Annotated in this window: 17 protein-coding genes and 1 tRNA gene; 7 read left to right on the forward strand and 11 right to left on the reverse strand. The window is 65.5% G+C overall.

Features of this window, described 5'->3' with window-relative positions; genetic code table 11:
* Positions 1 to 44 precede the first annotated feature (44 nt).
* On the forward strand, positions 45 to 1,082 hold the full coding sequence (locus tag AC07XP_RS19210) for a Bug family tripartite tricarboxylate transporter substrate binding protein (RefSeq protein WP_095747153.1): 1,038 nt from the start codon (positions 45 to 47) through the stop codon (positions 1,080 to 1,082).
* Between the two features lie 18 nt (positions 1,083 to 1,100).
* Here the strand turns inward: AC07XP_RS19210 and AC07XP_RS19215 are convergent, their stop codons facing one another.
* Positions 1,101 to 1,430 (reverse strand): DUF1840 domain-containing protein, encoded by a 330-nt coding sequence (locus tag AC07XP_RS19215; RefSeq protein ID WP_070062980.1) that lies wholly within the window; start codon positions 1,428 to 1,430, stop codon positions 1,101 to 1,103.
* Positions 1,431 to 1,447: 17 nt separating this feature from the next.
* On the reverse strand, positions 1,448 to 2,719 hold the full coding sequence (locus AC07XP_RS19220) for a class I SAM-dependent methyltransferase (RefSeq protein WP_495265570.1): 1,272 nt from the start codon (positions 2,717 to 2,719) through the stop codon (positions 1,448 to 1,450).
* Positions 2,720 to 2,846: 127 nt separating this feature from the next.
* On the opposite strand from AC07XP_RS19220, the gene AC07XP_RS19225 reads away from it, so the two are divergent.
* Genes AC07XP_RS19225 through AC07XP_RS19250 form a run of 6 tightly spaced genes read left to right on the forward strand, consistent with a single transcriptional unit; the run spans position 2,847 to position 9,781 of the window.
* On the forward strand, positions 2,847 to 5,222 hold the full coding sequence (locus AC07XP_RS19225) for a bifunctional salicylyl-CoA 5-hydroxylase/oxidoreductase (protein WP_399273145.1): 2,376 nt from the start codon (positions 2,847 to 2,849) through the stop codon (positions 5,220 to 5,222).
* Between the two features lies 1 nt (position 5,223).
* On the forward strand, positions 5,224 to 5,703 hold the full coding sequence (locus AC07XP_RS19230) for a MarR family winged helix-turn-helix transcriptional regulator (RefSeq protein WP_101491458.1): 480 nt from the start codon (positions 5,224 to 5,226) through the stop codon (positions 5,701 to 5,703).
* Positions 5,700 to 6,554, forward strand: coding sequence for an enoyl-CoA hydratase family protein (locus tag AC07XP_RS19235; RefSeq protein WP_095747155.1), 855 nt, complete (start codon positions 5,700 to 5,702; stop codon positions 6,552 to 6,554). The genes AC07XP_RS19230 and AC07XP_RS19235 overlap by 4 nt, the downstream gene beginning before the upstream one ends.
* A gap of 5 nt (positions 6,555 to 6,559) precedes the next feature.
* Positions 6,560 to 7,753: an acyl-CoA dehydrogenase family protein gene (locus AC07XP_RS19240; RefSeq protein WP_495265571.1), complete on the forward strand. Its 1,194-nt coding sequence runs from the start codon at positions 6,560 to 6,562 to the stop codon at positions 7,751 to 7,753.
* 4 nt (positions 7,754 to 7,757) lie between these two features.
* Complete coding sequence (locus tag AC07XP_RS19245) at positions 7,758 to 9,386, forward strand: AMP-binding protein (protein ID WP_495265572.1); 1,629 nt, start codon at positions 7,758 to 7,760, stop codon at positions 9,384 to 9,386.
* On the forward strand, positions 9,383 to 9,781 hold the full coding sequence (locus tag AC07XP_RS19250) for a RidA family protein (protein ID WP_056576966.1): 399 nt from the start codon (positions 9,383 to 9,385) through the stop codon (positions 9,779 to 9,781). The genes AC07XP_RS19245 and AC07XP_RS19250 overlap by 4 nt, the downstream gene beginning before the upstream one ends.
* 205 nt (positions 9,782 to 9,986) lie before the next feature.
* On the opposite strand, the gene AC07XP_RS19255 is transcribed toward AC07XP_RS19250, so the two are convergent.
* The 9 genes from AC07XP_RS19255 to rplO all read right to left on the reverse strand — a co-directional run bounded on the left by AC07XP_RS19255 (position 9,987) and on the right by rplO (position 15,220).
* Positions 9,987 to 10,063 (reverse strand) — tRNA-Met (locus AC07XP_RS19255).
* 18 nt (positions 10,064 to 10,081) lie between these two features.
* Positions 10,082 to 10,480 (reverse strand): 50S ribosomal protein L17, encoded by a 399-nt coding sequence (gene rplQ / locus AC07XP_RS19260; protein WP_056576970.1) that lies wholly within the window; start codon positions 10,478 to 10,480, stop codon positions 10,082 to 10,084.
* Positions 10,481 to 10,575: 95 nt separating this feature from the next.
* The gene (locus AC07XP_RS19265) at positions 10,576 to 11,565 is read right to left on the reverse strand and encodes a DNA-directed RNA polymerase subunit alpha (protein WP_056576973.1); all 990 of its coding nucleotides are present in this window, start codon (positions 11,563 to 11,565) and stop codon (positions 10,576 to 10,578) included.
* Positions 11,566 to 11,707: 142 nt separating this feature from the next.
* A complete protein-coding gene (gene rpsD, locus AC07XP_RS19270) occupies positions 11,708 to 12,331 on the reverse strand; it encodes a 30S ribosomal protein S4 (protein WP_056576976.1) in 624 nt (207 codons plus the stop codon).
* Positions 12,332 to 12,461: 130 nt separating this feature from the next.
* A complete protein-coding gene (gene rpsK / locus AC07XP_RS19275) occupies positions 12,462 to 12,866 on the reverse strand; it encodes a 30S ribosomal protein S11 (protein ID WP_009124825.1) in 405 nt (134 codons plus the stop codon).
* Positions 12,867 to 12,878: 12 nt separating this feature from the next.
* On the reverse strand, positions 12,879 to 13,244 hold the full coding sequence (rpsM, locus tag AC07XP_RS19280; protein ID WP_013544105.1) for a 30S ribosomal protein S13: 366 nt from the start codon (positions 13,242 to 13,244) through the stop codon (positions 12,879 to 12,881).
* A gap of 23 nt (positions 13,245 to 13,267) precedes the next feature.
* The gene (gene rpmJ, locus AC07XP_RS19285) at positions 13,268 to 13,381 is read right to left on the reverse strand and encodes a 50S ribosomal protein L36 (protein WP_013544106.1); all 114 of its coding nucleotides are present in this window, start codon (positions 13,379 to 13,381) and stop codon (positions 13,268 to 13,270) included.
* A 66-nt stretch (positions 13,382 to 13,447) separates the two neighbouring features.
* Positions 13,448 to 14,761, reverse strand: a complete 1,314-nt coding sequence (gene secY / locus AC07XP_RS19290; RefSeq protein ID WP_056576979.1) for a preprotein translocase subunit SecY — start codon at positions 14,759 to 14,761, stop codon at positions 13,448 to 13,450.
* A gap of 27 nt (positions 14,762 to 14,788) precedes the next feature.
* Positions 14,789 to 15,220 (reverse strand): 50S ribosomal protein L15, encoded by a 432-nt coding sequence (rplO, locus tag AC07XP_RS19295; RefSeq protein WP_056576982.1) that lies wholly within the window; start codon positions 15,218 to 15,220, stop codon positions 14,789 to 14,791.

Genomic DNA, 15,220 nt, shown 5'->3' on the forward strand with positions numbered 1-15,220 from the left:
TTTTACTCGCGACGCCTTTGGCGCCCCCCTGTACAAAGGCGCGCATGACTTCCATCTCCCGCTCTTCTTCTTCCGTCACTTCCTCCACCCGCCGCTTCGCGCTCGTCGCCACGGCGGCGGCCACCCTCGCGCTGCTGGGCGGCGCGGCGCACGCGCAGGCCACATGGCCGACCAAGCCGGTGCGCATCGTCGTGCCCTTCGCGGCCGGCGGCACCACCGACATCCTGGCGCGCGCCGTGGCGCCCGAGCTCTCGAAGGCCTTCGGCCAGCAGTTCATCGTGGACAACCGCGCGGGCGCCGGCGGCAACGTGGGCGCCGAAATCGTCGCGCGCTCGCCCAACGACGGCTACACGCTGCTGATGGGCACGGTGGGCACGCACGGCATCAACCGCGCGCTGTACCCCAAGCTGCCCTTCGACCCGATCAAGGACTTCGTGCCGATCACCCTGGTGGCCGCCGTGCCGAACGTGATGGAGATGAACGCCGAGAAAGCCAAGTCGCTGAACATCCGCAACGTGCAGGACTTCCTCAAGTACGCCAAGGCCAACCCGGGCAAGCTCAACATGGCCTCGAGCGGCAGCGGCACGTCGATCCACCTGGCGGGCGAGCTGTTCAAGAGCATGACGGGCACCTTCATGACGCACATCCCGTACCGGGGCTCGGGCCCGGCGCTGCTCGACCTGGTGGGCGGCAGCGCCGACCTGATGTTCGACAACCTGCCTTCGTCGATGGCGCAGATCAAGGGCGGCAAGCTCACGCCGCTGGCCGTGACCAGCGCCCAGCGCTCGCCCGCGCTGCCCGATGTGCCGACGGTGGCAGAAGCCGGCGGCCCCGCGCTCAAGGGCTACGAGGCGAGCTCATGGTTCGGATTGCTGGCGCCGGCCGGCACGTCGCCGGAGATCGTGAACCGCATCCAGCAGGAAGTGGCCAAGTCGCTGGGCACGCCGGCGATCAAGGAAAAGATGCTGGCCCAGGGCGCGATCCCGAGCGGCAATTCGCCGGCGGACTTCACGAAGCTCATTGCGAGTGAGCACGTGAAGTGGGCCAAAGTCGTGAAAGATTCGGGCGCGAAAGTGGACTGATCGTCCGGACCGGGGGGCTCAGGTCCCCCAGGTCACATCCTTGCTCTCGGCCTGTGAGTCCTTGAGCATGTGCAGCAGCGGTGCGGCGCGCTGGTGCAGGCCGACATGCTGCTTCTCGGCGTCGGCGTCGTGGCCTTCGACGACGTGTTCGTCGTGGTTGTGCGGCGCGGGCTTGCTGCTTTCGAGCGCCAGTGCGGCTTCAAGGGCGGCAATGGCGCCGGGGATCTGCTCGACCGTGATGATGCCCTGCGGCGCGGCCGGCTTGCCGACGATGTCGAGCAGCTGGCGCGCGTGCACCTCGAGCATCACGAAGTCTGGGGCAGCCCGGGATTTGAAGCGGTAGAGCATGGTGTTGGGGTCCTCACTTATTTGTAGATGTAATCACGGGCAAAAGGGTACACCGATTGCGCACCGCGCAAGACGTCTGTGCGCCCTACATTGCCGTCAGGCTTTGTCGACAACATCTGGTGCAGCGAGATCCAGCCCTGCTCGAAGCTCATCGCCGAGCCCGCGAGGTACAGGCGGTAGGCGCGAAGGATGCGCTCGGCGTTCTCGCCCTGGCGCCCGCCGCTGCGGCCCAGCACCTCGCGCGCGGCATCGAGCTGCGCCTCGAGCGCGTCCGACCAGGCCCACAGCGTGCGCGCGTAGTGCGGGCGCAGGCTCTCAGTGTCGACCATCTCCAGCCCGGCCGCCGCGGTCTCGCGCAGCACGTGCGTCACGTGCAGCAGCTCGCCGCCGGGGAAGATGTACTTCTCGATGAAGTCGCCCATGCCCGCGCCCAGCTGCCGGTAGTTCAGTTCGCCCGAGGTGATGCCGTGGTTGAGCACCAGTCCGCCCGGCTTGAGCAGGGTGTGGATCTTGTGGAAGTAGGTCGGCATGTTGGCCGCGCCCACGTGCTCGAACATGCCCACCGACGAGATCTTGTCGAAGGGCTGGTCGTCGGGCAGCTCGCGGTAGTCGCGCAGCTCCACGCGCACGCGGCCCTGCAGCCCTTTCTCCTCGATGAGCCGCTGCACATGCGCATGCTGGTTCTTTGACAGCGTGATGCCCGTGGCGTCCACGCCGTAGTGCTCGGCCGCCCACAGCAGCAGCGCGCCCCAGCCCGAACCGATGTCCAGGTAACGCTCGCCGGGCTGCAGCATGAGCTTGCGGCAGATGTGGTCGAGCTTGGCTTCCTGCGCCTGTGCCAGCGTGAGCTCGGGCGTGCGGAAGTAGGCGCATGAATAGACGCGGCGCGGGTCCAGCCACAGCGCGTAGAAATCGTCGGAGACGTCGTAGTGGAACTCGATCTGCGCGGCGTCCTTGCGCAGCGAGTGCGAGCCGCGCGACTTGGCGCGGCGCTGCAGGCGGCTCCACCAGGTGGTGTCGGTCTCGGCGGGGTTGCCGGGCAACAGGCCGACGGTGGCGTCGATCAGGTCGCGCATGGCGCCCTCGATCTGCACCTTGCCCTCGACGTAGGCCTCGCCGATGGCCCCGACCTGCCGGCCGGCCAGCTTGGCCAGCACCGACCACTCCTTGAAAGCCAGCGTCACGCGTGAACCCGCCTGGGCGACCCGGCGCCCGTCGGGCAACTCCAGTGCGATGGGCACGGGCAGCGAGGCCAGCTGCGACTCGATCTTGGGTATCAAGTGTTGCATGCGTCCATGGTATTGATTTTTCCAAGGATTTGCATGACATCACGCGCCGCGCGGGCCCAGGGCCTCTGCAGAGAAGCCCTCGTTGACAACAGATTGTTTATGCCTAAACTATTCAACCATGAACAGCTTGACCTCCCCCCGCCTCGCGCCCGCCTCGGACCTCCAGCGCATCCTGTGCATCGGTGGGGGTCCAGCCGGCCTGTATTTCGCCCTGCTGATGAAGGCCCGCAACCCGGCGCTGCAGATCACGGTGGTCGAACGCAACCGCCCCTTCGACACCTTCGGCTGGGGCGTGGTGCTCAGCGACCAGACGCTGGGCAACCTGCGCGAGGCCGACGGCCCGACCGCCGCGCTCATCGGCAACGAGTTCCACCACTGGGACGACATCCAGGTCTTCTTCAAGGACCGCCAGGTGCGCTCGGGCGGCCACGGCTTCTGCGGCATCGGCCGCAAGCGCCTGCTGAACATCCTGCAGGAGCGCTGCCTCGAACTCGGCGTGGAGCTGGTGTTCGAGACCGACGCCACCGACGACCAGGCCATTGCCGCGCAGTACAACGCCGACCTCGTCATTGCCAGCGACGGCCTCAACAGCCGCATCCGCCAGCGCTATGCCGACGTGTTCAAGCCCGACATCGACCTGCGCAACTGCCGCTTCGTCTGGCTGGGCACGCACCAGACCTTCGACGCCTTCACCTTCGCCTTCGAACAGACCGAGCACGGCTGGTTCCAGGCGCATGCCTATCAGTTCGACGACAAGACCTCGACTTTCATCGTCGAGACGCCCGAAGCGGTGTGGAAGGCCCACGGCCTGGACCAGATGGAGCAGCCCGAGGCCATCGCCTTCTGCGAGAAGCTGTTCGCCAAGTACCTGGGCGGCCACGCGCTCATCAGCAACGCCACGCACCTGCGCGGCTCGGCCAACTGGATCCGCTTTCCGCGCGTGGTGTGCGAGCGCTGGACGCACCGCATCGACGTCGAAGGCCGCTCGGTGCCCGTCGTGCTCATGGGCGACGCGGCGCACACGGCGCACTTCTCGATCGGCTCGGGCACCAAGCTCGCGCTCGAGGACGCGATCGACCTGGCCAACGAATTCGCGCAGGGCGGCACCGTCGACCACGTGCTTGAAGGCTATGAAGCGCGTCGCAGCGTCGAGGTGCTGAAGATCCAGAACGCCGCGCGCAACTCCACCGAATGGTTCGAGAACGTGCCGCGCTACACGGGCATGGAGATCGAGCAGTTCGCCTACTCGCTGCTCACGCGCTCGCAGCGCATCAGCCACGAGAACCTGCGCGTGCGCGACACGCAATGGCTCGGCGGCTACGAACAGTGGCTGGCGGGCGGCAAGGCCGTCGCGCCGATGCTGATGCCGCTGAAGGTGCGCGGGCTCGAGCTCAAGAACCGCATCGTGGTCTCGCCGATGGCGACCTACAGCGCGGTCGACGGCGTGCCGCAGGATTTCCTGCTGGTGCACCTGGGCGCGCGCGCGCTCGGCGGCGCCGCGATGGTGTGCGTCGAGATGACGAGCCCGACGCCCGAAGGCCGCATCACGCCGGCCTGCACGGGCCTGTACAACGACACGCAGCAGGCCGCGTTCAAGCGCATCGTCGACTTCGTGCACACGCAGTCAAGCGCCAAGATCGCGATCCAGCTCGGCCACAGCGGCCCCAAGGGCTCGACCCGCGTGGGCTGGGAAGGCACCGACGAGCCGCTCGAAAGCGGCAACTGGCCCGTGCTCGGCGCGAGCGCCCTGCCCTACGGTGAACAGAACCAGCTGCCGGCCGCGATCACGCGCGCCGAGATGGACACGCTGCGCGACCAGTTCGTCGACTCGACACGCCGCGCGGTCGAGTGCGGTTTCGACTGGCTCGAGCTGCACTGCGCGCACGGCTACCTGCTGTCGGCCTTCATCAGCCCGCTCACCAACCTGCGCACCGACGAGTACGGCGGCGACATCGAAGCGCGCTGCCGCTACCCGCTCGAAGTGTTCCGCGCGATGCGCGCCGTGTGGCCGGCCGACAAGCCGATGAGCGTGCGCATCTCGGCGCACGACTGGGCGCCCGGCGGCAACACCGACGCCGACGCCGTGGTGGTCGCGCGCCTCTTCAAGGAGGCCGGCGCCGACTTCATCGACGTGTCCTCGGGCCAGACCACGCGCGCCGCCAAGCCCGTGTACGGTCGCATGTACCAGACGCCGTTCGCCGACCGCATCCGCAACGAGGTCGGCATCTCGACCATCGCGGTGGGCGCCATCACCGACGCCGACCAGGCCAACAGCATCATCGCCGCCGGCCGCGCCGACCTGTGCGCCGTGGCGCGCCCGCACCTGGCCGACCCGGCCTGGACGCTGCACGAAGCCGCCAAGCTGCAAAGCCGCGACGTCGACTGGCCCAAGCAGTACCTGAGCGGCCGCGACCAGATGTACCGCGAGATCGCCAAGCAGCAGCAGATCGCCGCGGCCACCGCTGCCGCGGGCCGCGCGGCCGACACCGAAGAGACCCACTGACATGGACCTCGAAGCACGCGCCCACAGCGAGCACCCCGAGGCGCTGCGCCTCTGGCTGCGTATGCTCACCTGCACGCAGCTGGTGGAAAAGCAGGTACGCAACGGACTGCGCGCGCAGTTCGCCACCACGCTGCCGCGCTTCGATCTCATGTCGCAGCTCGAGCGCTCGCCCGACGGCCTGAAGATGAACGAGCTCTCGCGCCGCATGATGGTCACGGGCGGCAACGTCACCGGCATCACCGACCAGCTCGTGACCGAAGGGCTGGTGGAGCGCATCAACGTCGAGGGCGACCGCCGCGCCTGGCGCGTGCGCCTCACGCCGCGCGGGCGCAAGCTCTTCAACGAGATGGCGCAACAGCACGAAGACTGGATCGTCGAGGCTTTCTCGAGCCTCAACCCCAAGGAGATCGCGCAGCTTCACAAGCTGCTCGGCAAGGTCAAGCAACATTCCCACAGCAGCCAATTGGCGGAGACCGCATGAAGCACTACATCGGCGCAAGCAATCCCATGCGCGCGCAATTCGAACCCAAGGCCGACTACAAGGCCGAGCACTTTGCCTGGCGCTATGAGGCCGGCGTCGGCACCATCACGCTGAACCGCCCCGAGCGCAAGAACCCGCTGACCTTCGACTCGTACGCCGAGCTGCGCGACCTGTTCCGCGCGCTGACCTACGCAACCGACGTGAAGGTGATCGTCGTCACCGGCGCCGGCGGCAACTTCTGCTCGGGCGGCGACGTGCATGAAATCATCGGCCCGCTGACCGGCATGCGCATGCCCGAGCTGCTCGAGTTCACGCGCATGACGGGCGACCTCGTAAAGGCCATCCGCAACTGCCCGCAGCCCATCGTCGGTGCGATCGACGGCGTGTGCGCCGGCGCCGGCGCGATGATCGCGCTGGCCTGCGACCTGCGCTACGGCACGCCCGCCACGCGCACCGCCTTCCTCTTCACACGCGTGGGTCTGGCCGGCGCCGACATGGGCGCCTGCGCACTGCTGCCGCGCGTGATCGGCCAGGGCCGCGCCTCGGAGCTGCTGTTCACCGGCCGCGCCATGACCGCCGAAGAAGGCCAGGCCTGGGGCTTCTTCAACGCACTGCACGACAGCGCCTCGCTGCTCGACGCCGCCACCAAGGTCGCGCGCGACCTGGCCGAAGGTCCGAGCTTCGCGCACGGCATGACCAAGACCATGCTGTCGCAGGAATGGTCGATGACCATCGACCAGGCCATCGAGGCCGAAGCGCAGGCGCAGGCGATCTGCATGCAGACCGAAGACTTCAAGCGCGCCTACGAGGCCTTCGCGGCCAAGCGCAAGCCGGTGTTCGGCGGAGACTGACGCGCATGATGACCAAGATCCCAGCCCCACCGTCGACCACGCACCTCGCGCTGCCGTTCTTCGACGACGCGCACCGCGCACTCGCCAACGACCTGCTGCCCTGGTGCGCCGCCCAGGAGATCGATGAGCGCGACGACCGCGCGGCCTGCCGCGAATGGGTGCGCCGCCTCGGCGACGCCGGCTGGTTGCGCTATGCGGTGCCCGGCAGTGCCGGCGGCGCGCTCGAACGCCTCGATTCGCGTGCGCTCGTGCTGCTGCGCGAAACGCTCGGCTACCACTCGCCACTGGCCGACTTCGCGTTCGCGATGCAGGGCTTGGGCAGCGGCGCGATCACGCTGGACGGCACGCCCGAGCAGCAGTCGCAGTACCTGACGGCCGTGGGCCAGGGCAAGAAGATCGCGGCCTTCGCACTCAGCGAACCCGAGGCCGGCTCCGACGTGGCGGCGATGGCGATGCGCGCCGAGCCCACCGCCGACGGCTGGCGCCTGAACGGCGAGAAGACCTGGATCAGCAACGGCGGCATCGCCGACTTCTACTGCGTGTTCGCCAAGACCGACCCCACGGCCGGCACGCGCGGCATCACGGTGTTCATCGTCGATGCGACGACGCCGGGGCTCGACACCTCGGCCCACATCGACGTGATGGCGCCGCACCCGCTGGCCACCCTGCGCTTCGATAACTGCATCGTGCCGCGCACGGCGCAGCTGGGCACGCTGAACGGCGGCTTCAAGCTCGCGATGCGCACGCTCGACATCTTCCGCGCCTCAGTGGCTGCGGCCGCGCTCGGCATGGGGCGCCGCGCGCTCGCCGAAGCCATCGCGCATGCCAAGGGCCGCCGCATGTTCGGCCAGACGCTGGCCGACTTCCAGCTCACGCAGGCCAAGCTCGGCGAGATGGCCGCGCTGATCGACAGCGCCGCACTGCTCACCTACCGCGCCGCCTGGATGCGCGACGACGCCGAGCGCCGCGGCGCACCGGCGGTCGGCGACGTGTCGGCGGCTGCGGCCATGGCCAAGATGTGCGCCACCGAGAACGCGAGCCGCGTGATCGACATGGCGCTGCAGATGCATGGGGGACTCGGCGTGAAGGTCGGCACCAAGATCGAAAGCCTGTACCGGGACATCCGCTCGCTGCGCATTTACGAAGGCGCGACGGAAGTCCAGCAACTGATCATCGGCAAATCCGTTTTGCGGGGGTGAAACCGTGTCTGCCCAAGTCGATCGCTTCGTTCATGACCGCCTGCCGCCTGCCGCGCAGCTGCCGGTCTTTCGCTACGACCTGCCCGAACTGCAGTTCCCCGACCAGCTGAACCTGGTCGAGGAGCTGCTGGACAAGGCGGTCGCCAAGGGCTTCGGCGACCGGCCGATGCTGCGCTCGCCCGCCGGCGTGCTCACCTACGCCCAGGCGGGCGTCGAGGTGAACCGCATCGCCCAGGTGCTGGTCGAGGATCTCGGGCTCGTGCCCGGCAACCGCGTGCTGCTGCGCGGCGGCAACTCGGTGTGGATGGCGCTGTCGTGGCTGGCCGTGGTCAAGGCCGGGCTGATCGCGGTGGCGACCATGCCGCTGCTGCGCGCCAAGGAGCTCGGCGAGATCATCGAGAAATCGCAGCCGGTGGCCGCGCTGTGCGAAGGCCGCCTGCTCGAGGAGCTGGTGGCCGCGCAGCAGGCGCACCCGGTGCTCGCGACGGTGATTGCCTTCAACCAGCCCGACGCACCCGATTCGCTGTCGGCGCGCGCGGCCGGCAAGAGCGGCGTGTTCACCGCCTGCCCCACGGCGGCCGACGACATCGCGCTGCTCGCATTCACCTCGGGCACCACGGGCAAGCCCAAGGCGCCCGTCACCACGCACCGCGACGTGGTCGCCATGTGCCAGACCTGGCCGCGCCACGTGCTGCGCGCGCGCAGCGACGACATCGTGGTCGGCACGCCGCCGCTGGCCTTCACCTTCGGGCTCGGCGGGCTGCTGATCTTCCCGATGTGGGCCGGTGCGTCGGTGTACTTCCCAGAGGGTTCGTTCTCGCCCGAAGCGCTCGTGAAGCTCATCAACGAGGTCGGCGCGACCATCTGCTACACCGCGCCCACCTTCTATCGCCAGATGGCGCCCTTTGTCCGGCAGCACGGGGCGCCGAGCCTGCGCATCTGCGTGAGCGCAGGCGAGGCGCTTCCCGACGCCACGCGCCAGCTCTGGAAGGAGACCACCGGCATCGAGATGCTCGACGGCATCGGCGGCACCGAGGTGTTCCACATCTACATCTCGGCCGCCGGCGACGAGGTGCGCCGCGGCGCCGTCGGCAAGGCGGTGCCGGGGTTCACGGCCAAGGTGGTCGACGACCAGGGTAACGAGGTGCCGCGCGGCACGGTCGGCAAGCTGGCGCTGCAAGGCCCGGTCGGCTGCCGCTACCTCGACGATCCGCGCCAGGCCGACTACGTGAAGAACGGCTGGAACTACCCCGGCGACTCCTTCGTGCAGGATGACGACGGCTACTTCTTCTATCAGGCGCGTGCGGACGACATGATCATCACGGCCGGCTACAACGTCGGCGGCCCGGAGGTGGAAGACGCGCTGCTCAAGCACCCGGCCGTGGCCGAGTGCGGCGTGATCGGCAAGCCCGACACCGACCGCGGCATGATCGTGAAGGCCTTCTGCGTGCTCAAGCCCGGCCACACCGGCGACGCAGCGATGGTGAAGGCCCTCCAGGACCACGTGAAAGCCACCATCGCCCCCTTCAAGTACCCGCGGGAGATCGAGTTCGTGACGGCGCTGCCGCGCACCGAAACCGGCAAACTCCAGCGCTTCAAATTGAGACAACTCAACAGCAACACACCATCATGACGAACAAACTCATTCAGCCCCCGGGTTGGCTGCCCCCGAAAGGCTATGCAAACGGCATCGCGGCGCGCGGCACCCAGGTGTTCGTCGGCGGCCAGATCGGCTGGAATGCCCAGCAGCAGTTCGAATCCGACGACTTCATCGACCAGTGCGGCCAGGCGCTGCGCAACATCGCCGAGGTGCTGCGCGAAGCAGGCGCCGGCCCCGAGCACATGGTGCGCATGACCTGGTACGTGACGGACCGCGACGAGTACAGCCGTCGCCTGTCCGAGCTCGGCCCGGTCTACCGCGACGCGCTGGGCCGCAACTTCCCGGCCATGACCTGCGTGCAGGTGGCGGCGCTGGTGGAGCACCGCGCGAAGGTGGAGATCGAGGTGACGGCGGTCATTCCGGACTGATCCTGCGCTTGGGCTGCGCGTCAGCGCAGTCTTCAGGCGTCGCTGCGGCGCACGTTCTCGAGACCGGCCTCTTTGTGGGGCTCGTCCAGAAACAGAAAAGCCCTCTTCGCGAGGGCTTTTTTTGTGTTGAATTTCGACTGGAAATTTCCAAAAGAATTCGGCCAAAGAAAAAGGCCCTTTGATTTCTCAAAGGGCCTTTTTAAATTGGTTGCGCGAGCAAGATTTGAACTTGCGACCTTTGGGTTATGAGCCCAACGAGCTACCAGGCTGCTCCATCGCGCGGCAAGTATAAATTATAGCTTATTCAGCGGCGTTTTGCTCAGCGCCAGCATCTTTAATTTCAGCACGGTCGACCAGTTCGACGAGCGCCATCGGAGCGTTGTCGCCCACGCGGAAACCCATCTTCAGGATGCGGGTGTAGCCGCCCGGACGCGCTGCGAAACGCGGGCCGAGTTCGCCGAAGAGCTTGACGACGCTGTCGCGGCTGCGCAGGCGGTCGAAGGCCAGGCGCTTGTTGGCGAGCGTGGGCTTCTTGGCCAGGGTGATCATCGGCTCGATGACGCGGCGCAGTTCCTTGGCCTTGGGGACCGTGGTCTTGATGACTTCGTGCTCGATGAGCGAATTCATCATGTTCTGCAGCATCGCGAGGCGGTGCGAGCTGGTGCGGTTGAGTTTGCGGAGTCCGTGTCCGTGACGCATGGTGCTTTCCTTTACTTTATAAAAACAGACAGCCGTGTCAGGTACTGTCCGGTGCACTGGCCCTTTTCAGGGGGCCGATTTCTCAAAAATTCAAATCAACGCTTGTCGAGACCAGCCGGCGGCCAGCTTTCGAGCTTCATGCCAAGGGTGAGACCGCGCGAAGCGAGGACTTCCTTGATTTCGTTGAGCGACTTGCGACCCAGGTTCGGGGTCTTGAGCAGCTCGTTTTCGGTGCGCTGGATCAGGTCACCGATGTAGTAGATGTTTTCGGCCTTCAGGCAGTTGGCCGAGCGCACCGTCAGTTCGAGTTCGTCGACAGGGCGCAGCAGGATCGGATCGAATTGCTGGGCGCTGCGCGGTGCGGGTGCATCGAATGCAGCGAGTTCGCCGCCTTCGAGCTGCGCAAACACGGCGAGCTGTTCAACCAGGATTTTAGCCGATGCGCGAACGGCATCTTCGGCGCTGATCGCACCGTTGGTCTCGATCTCGACCAGCAGCTTGTCCAGGTCGGTGCGCTGTTCGACACGGGCGCTTTCGACGGTGTAGCTCACGCGCTTGACGGGCGAGAACGAGGCGTCGAGAACGATGCGGCCGATCGACTTGGTCGGTTCGTCCGCGTAGCGGCGCATCGTGCCGGGCACGTAGCCGCGACCCTTTTCGACCTTGATCTGCATGTCGAGCTTGCCGCCTTGCGACAGGTGCGCGATCACGTGGTCGGGGTTGATGATCTCGACGTCGTGCGGGGTCTGGATGTCCGATGCGAGGACCGGGCCTTCGCCGTCCTTGCGCAGGCTCAGCGTGACTTCGTCGCGGTTGTGGAGCTTGAACACCACGCCCTTGAGATTCAGCAGGATGTTGACGACATCTTCCTGCACGCCGTCGATCGACGAGTACTCATGCAGAACGCCAGCGATCGTGACTTCGGTGGCCGAGTAGCCGACCATGGACGACAGCAGAACGCGACGCAGCGCGTTGCCGAGCGTGTGGCCGTAGCCGCGCTCGAAAGGCTCGAGCGTGACCTTGGCCTTGTTGGCGGCAAGTTGCTCGACCTGGATGGTCTTGGGTTTCAGCAGGGTGGTTTGCATGCAGACTTCCTCTCAATACCCCCGGCTCGTTACACCGGTAAGGCTGGTGAAGCGCCTGATCCGCAACAGAGTGCGGAGCAGGAACGTGAACAACAATATCAATCTCCCGCCGGCGCAAGGACGCGCAGGCGGGTAGAGAAAATCAACGCGAATACAGTTCGACGATCAGCGATTCGTTGATGTCGGCTGCGAATTCGTCGCGATCCGGGACCTTCTTGAAGGTGCCTTCGGCCTTGTCGGCGTTCACATCGACCCATGCCGGCATGCCGACTTGTTGGGCCAGTTGCAGCGCTTCGACAATGCGGTTCTGCTTCTTGGACTTTTCGCGCACGGCGATCACGTCACCGGTCTTGACCAGGTACGACGGGATGTTGACCGACTGGCCGTTCACGGTGATCGCCTTGTGCGACACGAGCTGGCGTGCTTCGGCGCGCGTCGAGCCGAAGCCCATGCGGTAGACCACGTTGTCCAGGCGCGACTCGAGGATGAACAGCAGGTTGGCGCCGGTGTTGCCACGGCGGCGATCGGCTTCTTCGAAGTAGCGGCGGAACTGCTTCTCGAGCACGCCGTACATGCGCTTGACCTTCTGCTTCTCACGCAGCTGCAGACCGTAGTCGGAGGTGCGCTGACCCGAGGTGCGGCCGTGCTGGCCGGGCTTGGAGTCGAACTTGGCCTTGTCCTGGATCGAACGGCGGGCGCTCTTCAGGAACAGGTCGGTGCCTTCACGGCGGGAAAGTTTGGCCTTGGGGCCGAGGTAACGTGCCACGGTATTTCCTTGGTGTCATCTGCCGCAGTTGCCTGCGGGAGCCGTCGGCGGATGTGCCGATGGCGGTGGGCTTAGTGAAAAAACAAATGCGCAGCCGCTCGAAAGCTGGCTGCGCCTTGCGGACTGACGATCAGATGCGGCGACGCTTCTGGGGACGGCAGCCGTTGTGCGGAACGGGCGTCACGTCGGCAATGGAATTGATCCGGATGCCGAGCGCAGCCAGGGCGCGCACCGACGACTCGCGACCAGGACCGGGGCCCTTGATCTCGACGTCGAGGTTCTTGATACCTTGTTCGACAGCAGCACGGCCGGCCACTTCGGAAGCGACCTGCGCAGCGAACGGGGTCGACTTGCGCGAGCCCTTGAAGCCCTGGCCACCCGACGAAGCCCACGACAGGGCGTTGCCCTGGCGATCGGTGATCGTGATGATGGTGTTGTTGAACGAGGCATGCACGTGGGCGATACCGTCCGCAACGTTCTTGCGAACCTTCTTGCGAACGCGCTGTGCGGCGTTGTTTGCAGGTGCTTTAGCCATGCTTGTCTATCCTTATTTCTTCAGGGACTGCGCAGCCTTGCGCGGACCCTTGCGGGTGCGGGCGTTGGTGCGCGTGCGCTGGCCGCGCATCGGCAGGCCGCGACGGTGACGGAAGCCGCGATAGCAGCCGATGTCCATCAAACGCTTGATGTTCATCGTCGTCTCGCGACGCAGATCGCCTTCGATCGTGAACAGAGCGATCTGGTCGCGGATCTTTTCAAGATCGGCGTCGGTCAGATCCTTGATCTTCTTCGAATATTCGATGCCGCTCGCTTCGCAGATTTGACGGGCGCGGGTGCGACCGATACCGAAAATGGCGGTCAGGCCGATTTCAGCGTGCTTGTGCGGCGGGATGTTGATGCCAGCAATACGTGCCATGTGCGTCCTCTAATACTCTTCAATCAACCCTGGCGCTGCTTGTGGCGCGGGTCGGTGCAAATCACACGCACCACACCTTTACGGCGGATGACCTTGCAATTACGGCAGATGGTTTTGACCGAAGCCGAAACTCTCATTTCATTCTCCTAAAACTGTTTAACGTGGCGGTCTACCGCCCGGACTCAATACTGAAACTCACAGCCCTACGATGTCTTGAAGTTCGCCTTCTTCAGCAGCGATTCGTACTGCTGGGACATCATGTAGTTTTGCACCTGGGCCATGAAGTCCATCGTGACGACCACGATGATCAGCAGGGAGGTACCACCGAAGTAGAACGGCACGTTGTACTTCAGGATCAGGAACTCGGGCAGCAGGCAGACGAAGGTGATGTACACCGCGCCAGCCAACGTCAGGCGAACCAGAATCTTGTCGATATAGCGAGCGGTCTGGTCACCCGGGCGAATGCCAGGAATGAACGCACCACTCTTCTTCAGGTTGTCGGCCGTTTCCTTGCTGTTGAACACGAGTGCCGTGTAGAAGAAGCAGAAGAAAACGATCGCAGCGGCGTACAGCAGCACGTAGATCGGTTCACCCGGGCGCAGTGCGCTGGCGATGTCCTTGATCCAGCGGAAGCCACCGTCACCGGCGCTGAACCAGCCCACCACCGTTGCCGGCAGCAGAATGATCGACGACGCGAAGATCGGAGGAATCACACCAGCCATGTTCAGCTTCAGAGGCAGGTGCGACGACTGACCGCCGTAGACCTTGTTGCCGACCTGGCGCCGCGCATAGTTCACGAGGATCTTGCGCTGACCGCGTTCCACGAACACCACGAAGTAGGTGACCAGCACCACGACAGCGATGATGAAGAGCGCAACGATGGGGTTCATCGCACCGGTCGTCACCAGCGAAGCCAGGCCGCCGATCGCACCGGGCAGACCGGCCGCGATACCTGCAAAGATCAGGATCGAGATGCCGTTGCCCAGGCCGCGTTCGGTGATCTGCTCGCCGAGCCACATCAGGAACATCGAACCAGCGGTCAGGCTCACCATGGCGGTCAGGCGGAAGCCGAAACCGGGGGCGATCACCAGACCAGCCGACGATTCGAGGGCCACTGCGATGCTGAACGACTGGAACAGAGCCAGGCCGAGCGCGCCATAGCGCGTGTACTGCGTGATCTTGCGGCGACCGGCCTCGCCTTCCTTCTTCAATTGCTCGAAGGTCGGAAGCACGTAGGTCATCAGCTGCATGATGATCGACGCCGAGATGTACGGCATGATCCCCAACGCGAACACAGTGAAACGCGACAGCGCCCCGCCCGAGAACATGTTGAACAGGCTCAGAATGCCGCCCTGCTGGCCCTGGAACAACGCTGCCAGCTGGTCCGGGTTGATACCCGGCACAGGAATGTGCGCGCCAATCCGGTAGACCACGAGCGCGAGCAGCAAAAAGACGAGCCGACGACGGAGGTCGCCGAACTTGCCTGTTTTTGCGATCGTTGCCGCGTTAGTTGCCACGAAGAACTTCTTTCAGTCCGATGGTGATCAGGCGAGGCTGCCGCCGGCTGCTTCGATCGCAGCCTTGGCACCAGCGGTCGCACCCACGCCCGTCAGCTTGACGGCCTTGGTGAGTTCGCCGGTCTTGATGATCTTGACGACCTTGGCGAGCTGGCCCACGAGGCCGGCTTGCTTCAGTGCCAGGACATCGACTTCGGCCAGACCGAGCTGCTCGAGAGCAGTCAGCGTGACTTCGGCGTTGTACTTCAGCAGGTGCGACTTGAAGCCGCGCTTGGGCAGGCGACGCTGCAGCGGCATTTGACCGCCTTCGAAGCCGACCTTGTGAAAACCGCCTGCGCGCGACTTCTGGCCCTTATGACCGCGACCTGCGGTCTTGCCGATGCCGGAGCCGATACCGCGGCCAACGCGACGCTTGGCGTGCTTGGCGCCAGCTGCCGGCTTGATGCCATTGAGTTCCAT

The organism is Variovorax sp. GW531-E2 (assembly GCF_059423125.1).

Excerpts from the sequence above, each read along its gene's own strand:
- AC07XP_RS19210 (WP_095747153.1), top strand. The coding sequence starts at position 45 with ATGACTTCCATCTCCCGCTCTTCTTCTTCCGTCACTTCCTCCACCCGC.
- AC07XP_RS19215 (WP_070062980.1), bottom strand. The coding sequence starts at position 1,430 with ATGCTCTACCGCTTCAAATCCCGGGCTGCCCCAGACTTCGTGATGCTC.
- AC07XP_RS19220 (WP_495265570.1), bottom strand. The coding sequence starts at position 2,719 with ATGCAACACTTGATACCCAAGATCGAGTCGCAGCTGGCCTCGCTGCCC.
- AC07XP_RS19230 (WP_101491458.1), top strand. The coding sequence starts at position 5,224 with ATGGACCTCGAAGCACGCGCCCACAGCGAGCACCCCGAGGCGCTGCGC.
- AC07XP_RS19235 (WP_095747155.1), top strand. The coding sequence starts at position 5,700 with ATGAAGCACTACATCGGCGCAAGCAATCCCATGCGCGCGCAATTCGAA.
- AC07XP_RS19240 (WP_495265571.1), top strand. The coding sequence starts at position 6,560 with ATGATGACCAAGATCCCAGCCCCACCGTCGACCACGCACCTCGCGCTG.
- AC07XP_RS19250 (WP_056576966.1), top strand. The coding sequence starts at position 9,383 with ATGACGAACAAACTCATTCAGCCCCCGGGTTGGCTGCCCCCGAAAGGC.
- rplQ (WP_056576970.1), bottom strand. The coding sequence starts at position 10,480 with ATGCGTCACGGACACGGACTCCGCAAACTCAACCGCACCAGCTCGCAC.
- AC07XP_RS19265 (WP_056576973.1), bottom strand. The coding sequence starts at position 11,565 with ATGCAAACCACCCTGCTGAAACCCAAGACCATCCAGGTCGAGCAACTT.
- rpsK (WP_009124825.1), bottom strand. The coding sequence starts at position 12,866 with ATGGCTAAAGCACCTGCAAACAACGCCGCACAGCGCGTTCGCAAGAAG.
- rpsM (WP_013544105.1), bottom strand. The coding sequence starts at position 13,244 with ATGGCACGTATTGCTGGCATCAACATCCCGCCGCACAAGCACGCTGAA.
- rpmJ (WP_013544106.1), bottom strand. The coding sequence starts at position 13,381 with ATGAGAGTTTCGGCTTCGGTCAAAACCATCTGCCGTAATTGCAAGGTC.
- rplO (WP_056576982.1), bottom strand. The coding sequence starts at position 15,220 with ATGGAACTCAATGGCATCAAGCCGGCAGCTGGCGCCAAGCACGCCAAG.